16 protein-coding genes are annotated in these 13,275 nt (G+C 61.7%); 8 read left to right on the top strand and 8 right to left on the bottom strand.

Going from position 1 to position 13,275, the window contains the following annotated elements; genetic code table 11:
• The first annotated feature begins 81 nt into the window (after positions 1–81).
• Positions 82–789, top strand: coding sequence for a glutathione S-transferase N-terminal domain-containing protein (locus tag BX591_RS09740; protein ID WP_111930646.1), 708 nt, complete (start codon positions 82–84; stop codon positions 787–789).
• Positions 790–867: 78 nt separating this feature from the next.
• On the opposite strand, the gene BX591_RS09735 is transcribed toward BX591_RS09740, so the two are convergent.
• A complete protein-coding gene (locus BX591_RS09735; RefSeq protein ID WP_111930644.1) occupies positions 868–1,758 on the bottom strand; it encodes a LysR family transcriptional regulator in 891 nt (296 codons plus the stop codon).
• Positions 1,759–2,043: 285 nt separating this feature from the next.
• Complete coding sequence (locus BX591_RS09730; RefSeq protein ID WP_111930642.1) at positions 2,044–2,655, bottom strand: cysteine hydrolase family protein; 612 nt, start codon at positions 2,653–2,655, stop codon at positions 2,044–2,046.
• 333 nt (positions 2,656–2,988) lie between these two features.
• On the opposite strand from BX591_RS09730, the gene BX591_RS09725 reads away from it, so the two are divergent.
• The gene (locus BX591_RS09725; RefSeq protein WP_338068889.1) at positions 2,989–4,491 is read left to right on the top strand and encodes a sensor domain-containing diguanylate cyclase; all 1,503 of its coding nucleotides are present in this window, start codon (positions 2,989–2,991) and stop codon (positions 4,489–4,491) included.
• Between the two features lie 12 nt (positions 4,492–4,503).
• Here BX591_RS09725 and BX591_RS09720 read toward each other — a convergent pair whose 3' ends face one another.
• Entirely contained in the window at positions 4,504–4,728 is a 225-nt protein-coding gene (locus BX591_RS09720; RefSeq protein ID WP_111930640.1) for a hypothetical protein, read from the bottom strand.
• 227 nt (positions 4,729–4,955) lie between these two features.
• On the opposite strand from BX591_RS09720, the gene BX591_RS09715 reads away from it, so the two are divergent.
• Positions 4,956–7,085 carry a TonB-dependent receptor gene (locus BX591_RS09715; protein ID WP_111930638.1) on the top strand — a complete coding sequence of 710 codons (2,130 nt, stop codon included), beginning with the start codon at positions 4,956–4,958 and terminating at the stop codon, positions 7,083–7,085.
• A gap of 2 nt (positions 7,086–7,087) precedes the next feature.
• A complete protein-coding gene (gene modA, locus BX591_RS09710; protein WP_111930636.1) occupies positions 7,088–7,927 on the top strand; it encodes a molybdate ABC transporter substrate-binding protein in 840 nt (279 codons plus the stop codon).
• A 98-nt stretch (positions 7,928–8,025) separates the two neighbouring features.
• Here the strand turns inward: modA and BX591_RS09705 are convergent, their stop codons facing one another.
• Positions 8,026–9,276 carry an RNA polymerase sigma factor gene (locus BX591_RS09705; protein WP_111930634.1) on the bottom strand — a complete coding sequence of 417 codons (1,251 nt, stop codon included), beginning with the start codon at positions 9,274–9,276 and terminating at the stop codon, positions 8,026–8,028.
• Between the two features lie 39 nt (positions 9,277–9,315).
• Positions 9,316–9,669: a YciI family protein gene (locus BX591_RS09700; RefSeq protein WP_111930632.1), complete on the bottom strand. Its 354-nt coding sequence runs from the start codon at positions 9,667–9,669 to the stop codon at positions 9,316–9,318.
• Positions 9,670–10,533: 864 nt separating this feature from the next.
• On the opposite strand from BX591_RS09700, the gene BX591_RS36425 reads away from it, so the two are divergent.
• The 3 genes from BX591_RS36425 to BX591_RS36420 all read left to right on the top strand — a co-directional run bounded on the left by BX591_RS36425 (position 10,534) and on the right by BX591_RS36420 (position 11,674).
• A complete protein-coding gene (locus BX591_RS36425) occupies positions 10,534–10,758 on the top strand; it encodes a hypothetical protein (RefSeq protein WP_167444521.1) in 225 nt (74 codons plus the stop codon).
• Positions 10,709–11,344, top strand: a complete 636-nt coding sequence (locus tag BX591_RS09695; protein WP_111930630.1) for a DUF2335 domain-containing protein — start codon at positions 10,709–10,711, stop codon at positions 11,342–11,344. The genes BX591_RS36425 and BX591_RS09695 overlap by 50 nt, the downstream gene beginning before the upstream one ends.
• Before the next feature lie 177 nt (positions 11,345–11,521).
• Positions 11,522–11,674 (top strand): hypothetical protein, encoded by a 153-nt coding sequence (locus tag BX591_RS36420; RefSeq protein WP_167444520.1) that lies wholly within the window; start codon positions 11,522–11,524, stop codon positions 11,672–11,674.
• A gap of 272 nt (positions 11,675–11,946) precedes the next feature.
• On the opposite strand, the gene BX591_RS36890 is transcribed toward BX591_RS36420, so the two are convergent.
• Positions 11,947–12,162 (bottom strand): hypothetical protein, encoded by a 216-nt coding sequence (locus tag BX591_RS36890; protein WP_111929927.1) that lies wholly within the window; start codon positions 12,160–12,162, stop codon positions 11,947–11,949.
• Positions 12,163–12,261: 99 nt separating this feature from the next.
• Complete coding sequence (locus BX591_RS09680; RefSeq protein WP_146749751.1) at positions 12,262–12,663, bottom strand: hypothetical protein; 402 nt, start codon at positions 12,661–12,663, stop codon at positions 12,262–12,264.
• Positions 12,664–12,722: 59 nt separating this feature from the next.
• Here BX591_RS09680 and BX591_RS09675 point away from each other — a divergent pair, with 59 nt between their 5' ends.
• Complete coding sequence (locus BX591_RS09675; RefSeq protein WP_111930624.1) at positions 12,723–12,974, top strand: hypothetical protein; 252 nt, start codon at positions 12,723–12,725, stop codon at positions 12,972–12,974.
• Here the strand turns inward: BX591_RS09675 and BX591_RS09670 are convergent.
• Entirely contained in the window at positions 12,955–13,236 is a 282-nt protein-coding gene (locus BX591_RS09670; RefSeq protein ID WP_111930622.1) for a helix-turn-helix domain-containing protein, read from the bottom strand. The genes BX591_RS09675 and BX591_RS09670 overlap by 20 nt on opposite strands.
• Between the last annotated feature and the right edge of the window lie 39 nt (positions 13,237–13,275).

Below are 13,275 nucleotides of genomic sequence, written 5' to 3'. Positions count from 1 at the left end.
GGCCTCCGGGCCCGGACTGGCTCGCGCCTCCGATTTGCTCTCCTGCGTTGCTCAACTCTCGTACAAGGCTCACATCGTCCCATGACCGATCTCTCCGATTTTCCGATCACGAAGAAATGGCCTGCCGAGCATCCGGACCGGATCCAGCTCTATTCGCTGCCGACACCCAACGGCGTCAAAGTGTCGATCATGCTCGAGGAGATCGGTTTGCCGTACGAGCCGCATCTCGTGCGCTTCGATACGAACGATCAGATGACGCCCGAGTTTCTGTCGCTCAATCCGAACAACAAGATTCCGGCGATCATCGATCCGAACGGTCCCGGCGGCCGGCCGCTGGCGCTGTTCGAGTCCGGCGCGATTCTGATCTATCTGGCCGACAAGGCCGGCAAGTTGATTCCGGAGGACATCGGCGGTCGCTATGAAGCCATTCAATGGGTGATGTTCCAGATGGGCGGCATTGGGCCGATGTTCGGGCAGCTCGGCTTCTTCCATAAGTTCGCCGGCAAGGAGTACGAGGACAAGCGTCCGCGCGACCGCTACGTCGCCGAATCGAAGCGGCTGCTCGGCGTGTTGAACCAGCAACTGGAAGGACGCGACTGGATTCTCGGCGACGCGTATTCGATCGCCGATATCGTGACCTTCCCGTGGGTGCGTAATCTGATTGGGTTCTATGAGGCGGGTGATCTGGTCGGCATCGACGACTTCGCGAATGTGAAGCGCGTGCTGGCCGCGTTTGTCGCGCGTCCGGCGGTGGTGCGGGGGCTGGATATTCCGAAGCGGCCTGCGTGAGGGAGTGGGGCGGCCCGTGCTTCCTGATGCCCTTGCGGGGGAAAGCCGGGTTGCCCCGGGCTGTTCCGCGTTGCCTCATTACCCGCGATAGTGCCCGGCCATGTGGTCGACGAAAGCCCGCACCTTCGGCGCCACGTAACGCGTTTGCGGATACAGCGCGTAGTAATGCCGGCTGCCGAGCGTGCAGCCGGGCAGGATCTGAACCAGACGGCCGCTCGTCAGGTCCGTCTGAACCGTCTGCCGCGTGAAGGCGGCGATGCCCGCTCCGGCCAGTGCCGCCGCATGGAGCGCGGTGATGGTGTCGGTCTTCAGTCGGCTGCGCGGCGCGACGCGCGTCGATGCGCCTTGTGCGGATATCAGCAGCCATTCGTCGACGTCGAGCGCGCCGGTGAAGGTCAGTAGCTCGTGTTCGGCGAGTTGCTGAGCGGTCTGCGGCAGTCCATGGTGCGCCAGATAGGCGGGCGACGCGACGAGCACCACCTCGGACACCGTCAAGCTCTTCGCCACCAGCGTCGTATCGGCCAGCGGGCCGCTGATGCGAAGCGCGACGTCGAAGCCCTCCGCGACCAGATCGACGAACTGATCGCTGCACGACAACTCGAGCTGGATGTCGGGAAAACGCTGCTGGAAATCGGGCAGCCAATCCGTGAGTTCGAGCGTGCCGATCGCCAGCGGCACGCTGACGCGCAGCAGGCCTGCTGCGTTGTCCTGTTCGTTCGCCATGGCCTGCGCCGCCGCTTCCACTCGTTCGAGAATGTCGACGCTTGCCTTGTAGTAGCGTTCGCCCGCGGCGGTGAGTGTGAAGCGCCGCGTGTTGCGGTTGAGTAGCTGAACGCCGAGCGCGGTCTCGAGCTGCTTCAATTGACGCGAGACGCGCGAATGCGTCGTGTCGAGCCGCTCGGCGGCGGCCGAGAAACCCTGCGCTTCGACGATGAAGCGGAAAGCGCGCATTGCAAGCAACTGGTCCATGGGCGATGAGGTTGGCGATGTCGGGATTGACCGCGATGGGTGTATCGGGAACGTTGTCCGCCGCAATGCTCAGCGCGCGATCGATGAAGTGCGCTCGAACTCGCTATTCACTGCGCCGGCCGTCTCTTTGCGCCTGAACCGTGCTGTGCGTTCCGCTCGATCTCTACCTCGGCGGACACGGTGGCACACGGCGGCACACGGCCGCCACGCATGATGCCGCGGCGGCCGATCCTATCACGAGCTGAAATCCCGTCTGGGGCGACGGTCGTCTGCGTAACGACGTGATTATTGGACGGCCAGCGCCAGGACGTCACGCGTGCTCATTACCGAACCGAAGGTATCCGCGATTTCGGCCAGGGCTGATCGGTGCAATGTGTCGTGTCCGACGCGCAGTTCGTGATCGACGGCGATGTCGCGCGTCGCGCAAGCATCGGCGGCCACGATGACTTCGAAGCCGGCCGGCACGGCGTCTCGCGCGGCGCCGGCTACGCAGGCGTGCGTCATGAGGCCGCAAATGACGAGGTGCGTGATGCCGTCGGTTTTTAGCGTTTGCGCGAGATCCGTGCTTGCAAAGACGCTGACTGTGTTTTTCGTGATCACGCGATGGCAGGGCGCAGCTTGCATGTCGGCGTGAATCTCGGCGTGCTGACTGCCGACGGCGAACAGCGGGGAATCGGCGGGCGCGACGTGCTGCACGTGAACCACGCGCCAGCCGTATCGGTCGGCGTGGTCGACGAGCGCGCGTGCGTGCTGCAAGGCTGCCGCGCCGTTTGGAATAGGCAGTGAGCCGGTGAAGTACTCGTTCTGGAAATCGATCGCCAGTAATGCGGTGGTGTGGGCGAGGAGCGAAGTAGGCGTAGTGGCGCCGAGGAGGTAGCGAAGCGTGGGTGCGGACATGACGATTCCTTTCGAGGACGTGCTTGGAAAGGAATTCAGTCTAGGGTTCGCCACGCTGGGCAACAACGCTGCGCGCGGGACATAACCTGTGCACGATGTGCACAGGTTATGACGTGTTTCGGCGGGTCGGTGCGTCCCCGGAGAATCTCAGTTACTGATACAGCAGACCCCGACCGAAGATATGCACAGAGTTGTCGATATACTCTCCCTAGGTTAGCGGCGGGAGTGTCTGTTTCTGCTTGACCCCCGGCGTCGCCAATTGTTGACAAGCTGTCTGCGGAGACTAGTTTGATTCTGAATCGACCGTCCATCATCTGGCGGGCGATCGCTTTCGTGGCGGTTGTCTGTCTGTCCCTCGTAGTGCTCGATGGTTGGCGGAGCTGGAATGCGCGGTCGGTCCAATTGGGCGAAATGGATGTCGCTACCTCGAATCTCTCACGGGGTATGGCTCAGCAGGCCGACGACACCTTCAAGGAAGCGGATACGGCGTTGTTGGGCATCGTCGAGCGGGTAGAGCACGACGGCACCAGCCCGGCCGCGCTTCAGCGACTGCACGACATTCTGGTGATGCGCCGGCAGGAGCTGCCCCAGCTCGCCGGTCTGTTCGTCTATGACGAAAAGGGCGCCTGGATCGTCAATTCGACGTCGACGCCACTCGATCGATTCAATAACGCGGATCGCGAATATTTTATCTTTCATCAACATTCCACTGATACGGGGCCGCACATTGGCGTCCCGGTCATCAGCAGATCGAGCGGCAAGTGGGTCATTCCCGTTTCAAGGAGAATCAACAAGCCGGACGGTAGCTTTGACGGCGTCGTGTTGGCGACCGTGGATATCGATTTCTTCAAGACGTTCTACGACAGTCTTCAGATCGGCAACGCCGGGGCCGTTGCCCTCGTATTGAATAGCGGCGAGATGCTCATTCGCCGCCCGTTCGATGCCAACCTGATTGGCAAAAGCATGCGTGGAACCGCGCTATACAACTCCTACAAGGCGCACGGACCGGTGGGGACGTCTTTCATCAAGTCGGCGCAGGATGGCATCACGCGGCTCAATAGTTATCGCGGTCTTCAGCACTATCCGGTCTTCGTGGCCGCAGCCTTATCCAAAGACGAGATCTTGCATGAATGGTGGCGCGACACGCTTTGGCATTCCGCCGGCGTGCTGTGTCTTGTCTTCGTGGTGGGACTGTTCGGTTGGCACCTGATCCGGCAAATCGAACTACGAACCCAGGCCGAAGCGGAACTGACCAGGACACACGCTTCGCTCGAAAAGCTGAATCAGACTCTTGAACGACTCGCGATGCAGGACGGCCTGACGGGGCTGGCGAACCGCCGTCAGTTCGACGTGTCGCTGCAGAACGAATTCAGCCGCGCCACGCGTCATGCGAGCGCGCTGGCACTGATCATGATGGATGTCGATTGCTTCAAGCAATACAACGACATCTACGGACACGCTGCCGGCGATGAATGTCTGCGAACGATCAGTCGTGTCATCCGGGATCTGACGGCCCGGCGTCCTGGCGATCTTGCCGCCCGCTATGGCGGGGAGGAGATCGCGGTGCTTCTGCCGAACACGGACGTGACGCATGCCGTCGCGATCGCGGACAAAATCCGCGGCGCGATTCGTGATCTGGAAATCGAACATGCGGGCGGCCCCACGGGTTTTGTCACGATCAGCGCAGGGGTGGCCGCGCGAGTCCCGACTCGGGGCGCGAGCGAGCCTACCGAGCTGATCCTCGTTGCGGACAAGGCGCTGTATGAAGCAAAGACGAGTGGACGCAATCGGGTACTCGCCGCCCGGGGGATTTCAAGCCCAACCGCGAACGATTAGCCCCCGCCGCGCTCAATGCTGCCCCGCGTTCATCAAGGTCCAAAGCTGCCGTGCGGGCTTGCCCGATAGCACGCGGCTCAGCACGCCACTACATTGCGCGCACGTGTACGTTTCCGCCGCGCGCTGACCTTCCTTCCAGTCGACACTGTCGAGCAGCAATGCATCGTGCGGATCGGCAAGCGACGGTTGACCGTGCAGGTTCGCGCATGCGGCGCAGGGTTGAATCCAGAGTTCCATCCAGTTCGTCTCGAGCCAAGTGTTGCGGATAGTAGCAGTCGCGCGGCAGAGGCTTCCTTCGCTCGACCAGCTACAGGCCAGATCTTCTGCAGATCAACCAGGCCATCGTAGTCGCTGAATTTTTATGCTATTTCAACTATTTGCGCCAGAGCCCTTACTAGAACGCGCGGCCGCCGTTATATTTCGCGAAATATTGCGAACCGCAATACTTCGTAACGGCAATTTCGATGACATTACCCTCCCGCTGCACCCTACGCATGCTTGCAGTCGTCTCCGCAGGCGTCGCCGCGACCGTCCCGGCCCATGCGCAGGATTCCGACGCTCAACTGACCCCGATCGTCGTCACCGGCATCAAGCCCACCCCTTACCCTTCGTATCAGGTCGACCAGGCGGTAGTCGGGCCGCTGGGCAAGAAGAATCTGCTCGACACGCCGTACTCGGTCAACGTCATTCCAAAGTCGCTGGCTGAGAATCAGCAACTGCGCAGTGTGCAGGAGGCGTTCAGTTTCATCCCCTCGGTGCAGGGGTTGAATATCCGGCCGCAAACACGTGGTATGCAGGCCGGCGTGGTGCAGAACACGCGCGTCGACGGCATGAACATCGCCGCGACGACCGATTACCCGATCGAGCAGTTCGACAGCATCCAGGTGCTGAACGGCCTCGCTGGGGCACTCTACGGACCGGCCAGCCCGGCCGGCACGTTCAACTACGTGCTCAAGCGGCCGACCGACCAGCCGCTGCGCGAATTCACGTTCGGCTACGAGTCGAACGCGTTGTTCACCGAGCGCGCGGATCTCAGCGGGCACTTCGGCAACGACGATCGTTTCGGCTACCGTCTCAACCTGCTCAACCAGAATGGCGAGGGGTACGTTTCGGATAGCCGCCTGCGCCGGGACCTGGCGAGCCTTGCCTTCGATATCCACTTCACGCCGGACACCCGGCTCGAAACCAACTTCAGCACGTACCATTACCTGGACACCGGCTTCCCCGGGACCTTCGCCCTGGCAAAGAACGTGCTGCTGCCCGCCGCGCCGAACCCGGCGACGGTCGGCTACGGGCAGTCATGGGCCGGCGACGACAACGTCACGAACATGATGAGCGCCACGCTGAAGCACGACTTCAATCCGGACTGGCACCTGAGCGCCGGCGTGCAGCGCGAAACGAGCGACCGCGCGTCGACTGTGCCGACGCTCACGCTCACGAACAACAAAGGCGCGTACACCGAAACGACGGCGACGACCACGTACAGTCTCGATCAGGTGATCAGCAATACGATCGCGCTGAACGGCCACGTGGTGCTAGCCGGTCTGACCCACGACGTGTTCGTCTCCACCACGGGCTTTTACTGGAATCGGTACACGCCTTATCAAACGGGCGCCATCACGCTCGGCACCGGAAACCTCAGCAATCCGGCTAGTTTCGCCCAGCCTGCGTTGCCCGATTTCTCGGATCGCTACCGCTCCGTCAGCACGTTCCAGCAATCCATCAACGTGGGCGATACGATCGGTTTCGACCGGCACTGGTCGATGCTGCTGGCGGCCAGCCAAAGCTGGATTCATGCCGAGAACTACAACGCGAAAGGGACGATCACGAGCAGATATTCCGCCGACGGCGTCAGTCCGACGGTGAGCCTGATGTACAAACCGCAGGACAACATGACCGCCTACCTCACGTACGCGGACAGCCTGCAGCAAGGCGATATCGCACCGTCGGGCACGCTCAACGCGGGCAATTCCCTCGCGCCGTACCGAAGCAGGGAATGGGAGCTCGGCTACAAGGTCGACATGGCGGGCGCGACGCTCGGCGCCGCGCTGTATCGCATCGAACGGCCGTATGCGCTGGTGGAATCGAGCAACGTTTTCGCCGAGGGAGGCCAGCAGGTCAACCGTGGGATCGAACTGACCGCGACGGGTGCCGTGACCCGCGATCTCAACATCTATACCGGACTTTCGCTGCTCGATCCGCGTCTGCACGACACCGGTGTCGCCGCCACTAACAACACGCAGATTCTCGGCCTGTCGCGCGTGGTATTCGACGCCCTGGTGGATTATTCGGTGCCCACGGTGGCCGGCCTCGGCTTGAACGTCGACATGAATTATGCGAGCCGTCGTGCCGCCAACTATTCGAACAGCGATTACGTCGACGGCTACACGATCTTCAATCTCGGCGCACGGTACCGCACCAAAATCGCGGCCAAAGCCGTGACGCTGCGCCTCGGCGTCGACAACGTCGCCAACCGGCACTACTGGGCCAACATCACGCCGGCCGGTCAGAGCGGCTATTCCGGCACCGACAGCGGCACCGCCACCTTGGGCGCCCCGCGCACCGTTCGCGCGTCAATCCAGATCGACCTTTAAACATGACAAAACCGCAATCCATTCTGCTTCGCACGCTGCTGTCCTCCGTTCTGGCCATCAGCGCCGGCCTCGCCATGGCGCAGCAGACTCCCGCGGCGCCGCTCACCATCTATACGGCCGGTAGCATGAGCGGCGCGCTCGGCGCGATCACGCGCCAATATACGAGCGAGACCGGTCAGCCGATCGAACTCGTCAGCGGGCCGGCCGGCATGCTGCTCGACAAGATCGAGCACTCGGCCAAGGCGGACCTTTTCGTTTCCGCGAACATGGCGCATCCGCAACGGCTCACTGCTGAAGGTAAGGCGGCGCCCACGGTCGTCTTCGCGAGAAACCGGCTGTGCGTGGAGGCGCGCCCTGACGTCGGCCTGACCACCGGCAATCTGCTCGACAAGCTGCTCGATCCGAACGTCAGGATCGGCACGTCGACGCCGAAGTCGGATCCGGGCGGCGATTATGCGTGGGCGTTGTTCGCCAAGGCCGGCACTGTTCGCCCCGGCGCGACCCAGACACTCGAAGCGAAGGCGCAGCAACTGGTGGGTGGCGCCGTCGCCCCTCAGGTGCCGGCCGGCCAGGATCCGGGCAAGTACTTCATGACGACGCGACGCATCGATGTATTCATCGGCTATTGCAGCTCGCATGAACCGACGCCCGACACGACCCTGACACAGGTCGAACTGCCGGCGGAGCTAGCTATTGCCGCCGACTACGGCATGACTGTTCTCGAGTCGCGGCAGAACGCCGCCTCGCGCGATGCCGCGTATCGTCTTGCGCTGTATCTGATGAGTCCCGCCGCGCAGGACGTCCTGACGCGCTATGGGTTCACACCCGTTGCGCGCCAGTGAGGGAGAGGAGCCTGCGCCGCTGGGTTCGATCACGTCAGTGAGTTGAACGCATTTTTCTTTGGGCCGGGGGACGTGCGGCGCATCGCGCCGATAGACGATCAGTTTGCCAAGCCGGCCTGGCGCCGCTGCAGGAAGCGCCGGACCGCGGGGTCGCGCTCGAGGCCGATCGCCATGTCGTAGGCCTCGCGCGCTTCGCGATGCGCGCCGGTCCGCGCGAGCAACTCCGCACGTGCCGCCCAGTACGGCTGATATTGCGCGAGCCGGGCGTCGGTGGCCACCTGGGGCAGGGCGCTCAGGCCGGCGTTCGCGTCCTGCAACTCCGCGACGGCGAGTGCCCGGTTGATCGCGACCACCGGGGATCCGGTGAGCCGCGCGAGTGCCTCGTAAAGCTGCACCACCGCGGCCCAGTCGGCGTGTCCGGTACGGCGCCGATGAACATGCGCCGACTGCAGCGCCCCTTCGAGCTGATACCGCCCGATCGAACCGAGCGCGCTCGCGTGCCGCAGCAGCGCTTCGGCCTCGTCGATCATCGGCCAGTCCCACCGTGCCGGGTTCTGCTCGGCAAGCGGCACGTATTCGCTGTCCGCGCTGCGTCGCGCGCGACGCCTTGCCTGTGCATGCAGCATGAAGGCGAGCAGGCCCAGCGCTTCCGGTTCCCGCGGCAGCAGTCCGGCCACGAGCCGCGCCAGAAACAACGCTTCTTCCGTGAGATCGCGGCGTGCGACGTCGGTGCCGCCGGGATCCGTCCAGCCCTCCGTGAAGGCGGCATAGATGGCGTCCAGCACGGCGCCGAGCCGGCCGGCAAGTTCTTCGCGCTCGGGGACGTTGAACGCAATGCCAGCTTCGCGGATTTTGTTTTTGGCTCGCACGAGACGCTTGCCCATGGCGGCCGGCGACATGAGAAACGCCGATGCGATCATCTTCGCGTCGAGCCCGAGGACCACTTGCAGCATCAGTGGCGCGCGGATGGCCGCCTCGATCGCCGGATGCGTGCAGGCGAACATCAGTGGCAGACGATCGTCGGGGATGCCGGCGTCCGCCACGCTTTCGTCGAACGCCGGCCCGAGTAGCAGCCATTGCACGGCGGCCGCCTTGCCGGTGCGGCGGCGCCTGGTGAGGTCGATCATCTTGCGGCGCGCGACGGTAAGAAGCCACGCTTCCGGGTTCGACGGACAACCGTTGTGCGGCCAGGTGGCCAGCGCCGAGGCAAACGCCTCGGATAGCGCATCTTCGGCCGCCGCCACATCCCGCGTACGTGCCGCGAGAAAGGCGACGAGCTTGCCGAAGCTGCGGCGCGCGACAGCGTCCGCGGTGTCGCGCGCGTTCATGGCGTCGTCGGGCAAATTCATGCGTTCACACCTCGCCTGCGACGCGGTTCATGACACGGCTTAGCCCGCGGCGTGCCAGAGCGGCCGCACCTCGACCACGCCGTGACTCGCGGTCGGGCAGCGGGACGCCCACGAGAGGGCGGCGTCGAGATTAGGCACGTCGATCAGGTAGTAGCCGCCCAACTGCTCTTTCGACTCTACGTAGGGGCCGTCGAGCACCTGCGACTTGCCGTCCGCGATACGGACGGTCGTCGCCGTCGCGGTCGGCTGCAGACGCCCGCCGGCCACGAGCGCACCCGCTTTCTTCAACGCCTCCGTGTACGCGGCATAAGCCGCCACGCCCTGTTCCTGCTCGGTCTTCGTCAGGCTGGTCCAGCCGCCTTCATTCGCATAGAGCATCAGCATGTATTGCATCTGGAATTCTCCGTCATGGGTTGGGTTGTCGGCGGGCACATTGCTCCACCTGACCAATGACGCTCGAACCGCCGCGATTTGGACAATTGCTGTTTTTCTGACGACGGGTTTGAGGCGGCGGTGTTTTGTTGGCGTGTTCGGCGAGGTCTTCGGCGGTACCCTCGGAGCGTCTTGCCTGGGTTGGGCAACTTTGGGCAATAGTGGCAACAAAAAAACCCCGCAGCGCAAGGCTTACGGGGCTTTTGTGGCAAATCCGGGAGAGACTGGGACGCTGGGTGGTCCCCTGACAGAATTCATACGTCAAGGCTGACAGCGGATTGCGGCAATTTTTGCTATTTTTATGCCCCCACCAATGCCCCTAAAATCCGTCCCCAGAGGAAATGCGGGTGCGATTCCTGCATTGCGCGCGAGGCGACACCGAAACACTGCCGCATAGTTTCGCTGGCGCCGATGCGACTGGTCGGAGGAGCAACCCATGATGCGGGCCGGATGCTGTTGTCGCCGGGCACTTTTTGTCGTTCTCACAGAAATTAGTGCTCCATCACCCGGGGGCACACTGCAATTGATTGCACTTGGCAGCTACTTCTAAGTTGCGCGCGGCGGAGCACTGTTCGTCTTGAATTTCACAGCGAAACTACCACTTAGTGTCTTAGCATCGAAGCTTGCGATCCGTTTTCAGAAACAAAAACGGGCGTCGCAATTTTTGACGAAAGATTTGGCGGATGCACAAAACGTCAACTAAAACGGTAGAATACTTACATGTGTGACTAAGTTAAGCCTCAACTTTTCTGAGGTTTTGCCGTCAAACACATGACGTAACCGCCACCTACACAAGCCGCTACCGTAAGGCGCGGCACGGAGAGCATGATGAAAATCAACATAGAGCGTGGACTCTGGTTGACGCTCGATGCATTGCCCGACGTCTTGGATCTGGCGCCTTCAAGTAGCTACAGAATTCTACGCCCTGCGGCAAAATCGCCGAAGGTCAGGTCTGACGAAGCATGGACGCGCAGCAACGAACAACTGAAAAAAACCATAAATGAGTTCGGATCCACCCATCGAAAAGCAATCGTCGCACGAAACCGCTGACGCCAAGGGGTCAGCGGTTAGCTACGCTGCGGATCCGAGCAAGCTGGACGGCAAATTCCACGTTGTCGATGAACAGCAAATTGAGGCAGTCGTCGAGCGTATCGTAATGCGGACGGAGGCCTTCTCAGGGCCGACGCCCCATCCGGAGCACTTGGAGCGATACGAAAAAACGTATCCAGGCGCCTCGAAGTTGATCTTCGAGCAGTATGTAGCGAATTTGGAGCACAGCAGGTCCATGGACCGGTCGTTCGTTGATCTGCAAAACAAAAAGCTCGATGCGGAAGTGAAGCGCGACCACCGTAGCCAGCGAAGTGCGTTCTGGCTTGTTGGTGGCGGCTTACTCGTCGTGCTCGCTTGCGCGTACCTCAAGGCCACCACGATTGGATGTGTGGTCGCTGGTACCTTGCTCGTAACGGTTTTGCGGTCCTTCCTACTCGGTAAACACCATGCTGAGAAAGACGCGGAGGGAGGGGCTGGATCGAGCGACAAGGAAAAACCAGGCGACAAGGATTCCCCGGACCGAGAGAAGTCAGGCGATAAGCAACAAGAGGAAGATGCTGCGGATTCTGAATCCAAGTCGAATTAGAGTGGCTCACATCTGAATTGCCGCATCCGACGACTAGCCCAGCCCGCGCTGGGCTTTTTCATATCTGTCGCACTCCGACCGCTTCCGGGTATCTCCGCCTCGCCGGCCGCGCGCTACAAAAAACCACAGTACCCGGGCGGTGAGGGGGATATGATCGTTGCAGAGGTACACACGATCATGCTCACCATCACCGACTTCCAGTCTCAGGCCCGACTCTTCGGCATGTTTCCAATCCTGCTCGCGCTAGGCGGCTGGTATTTTGTCCGCGGGGACCGGCTCAAGCACGCGCTCCGCAATAGAATTACGGATGGCACGCAGGCCACACATTGAGGCCAGCGCCTCAGTCATCCGTCTGGACCGGGAGCGCACACGACGCCGACGGTTCTGAGCGTCTTCGCAACATTTGGAGTGCCTCATCGAATGCCAATTCGTTCTGACCATCCTTGACAGTTTGCGCTCCCCAAGCGCCGTATGCTTCACGGATAACGAATCGGGGATCGCATGAAACCATCACATCACCTCTTCGCAGGCGGCATTTTCCTTATTCTCGCGCTTGGCTGCCTGGGTGCGCTTATGGTCGTGTAGCGACGGGGGGAGCATGGCTAACGCCCGCGCCCACCGCCGTGGTCGCCATGGCCGCCGTGTTCTCCCCAACCACCTCCGATCCCAATACCCAGGTCGATCGAGGGTGCGGCGTAGTAGCCGGGACCGTAGCCATACGCCGGGGCCGGTTCATATCCGTAGCCAGGCCCTGCCGGGGCGACTACACAGCCGGCGAGAGCGGCGACCAATGCAAGTGCGCTGGCTATTCTGATCATCATATTCCCCTGTGGTTATGCACATTGGGAATGGCGCAATATCTGATCCCGAGCCGTAAGACGATAGTCGGGCGGCTAGGTGGTAGCTCCGAGATTCCTTCAGGGGGCGCCATGCAACTGCGTTCTGCAGGCCGTATAGATTCCGCGCGCGATCGGCGACCGATAGTCGAGTCGCCAGCCGTGAGTGAAGAGTTTGGCGAGCCAATCGGGGTCGGCGAATTGAGGGATGTCCACAAAGCTCCAAGCTACTTTCTCGGACAGCGCGCCGAGCCGCACACGATCCTCCCAGCTAGCATCAGCGCCGTTGCCTGCGAGCCAGATCCGCGTCGACTCGACGAGGTGATCAGTGCGCAGCCATACACCGGTGCGCGCTCGAGCGATGAGCTGCGCCACCACCAAATAGCAGAGCAGTTCGGCGCGGCCTTCGTCGTCGAGCCTTACTTGGCGATCTGGCATTGGCGTATAGGCTGAGTGGTGGCGCGCGGTGTAGCAATTCAGCATAGCGTTGGTCGCGCGCCACCGGGATAAAATTCACCATCCCCATTCGAGACGGCGGCCCTATGAGCGATAAACCGGTAGACGTTCGGCTGGCGGTTACCGCCGGCGGAGAATCCGCGGGTGCATTCGATGCGGCCTGCACTCACGTAAGGAATTGGACCCAAGCGCGCTGCGCTGTCGTCGTCGTCATTGACGGAGAGTTTGGTTCGGGCTATTCGGTGATGGGGCCGCTCGATGCTCAGATTCTATTGCCGGACATTCTGGAGCGGATGGCCAAGACATTGCGCCAGCAGCTCAGCAAGAATTTGCAGTAGCCTCGGCGCCGGCGCCAGGCGTTACATCACTCGCCACCAGAGTAACAGTTTTGAGTTTGTTACCCTTGGTGCCTTGGGTAACAGGTTGGGTAACAGGTTGGGTAACAGTCGGAGTACCGTCGCGGCGATACTTTTTCAGATTCGCATTCGACGCATCGACATCGATGTCGTCGCCCGCAAACACAAGCCAGCCGCGCTCTTTCCACTTCGTGACAGTCTTCCGACTGACGCCGTGAAGTTCCGCGAATGCACTTTGGTTCATGTGCGAGCTGTTACCCTGTTACCCAAATTTTAAAAGTCC

Origin of the sequence: Paraburkholderia bryophila (assembly GCF_003269035.1) — a bacterium.
Taxonomy (GTDB): domain Bacteria; phylum Pseudomonadota; class Gammaproteobacteria; order Burkholderiales; family Burkholderiaceae; genus Paraburkholderia; species Paraburkholderia bryophila.
The sequence above is the reverse complement of the archived record's forward strand: the minus strand, read 5'-3'. Positions and strand labels throughout refer to the sequence as shown.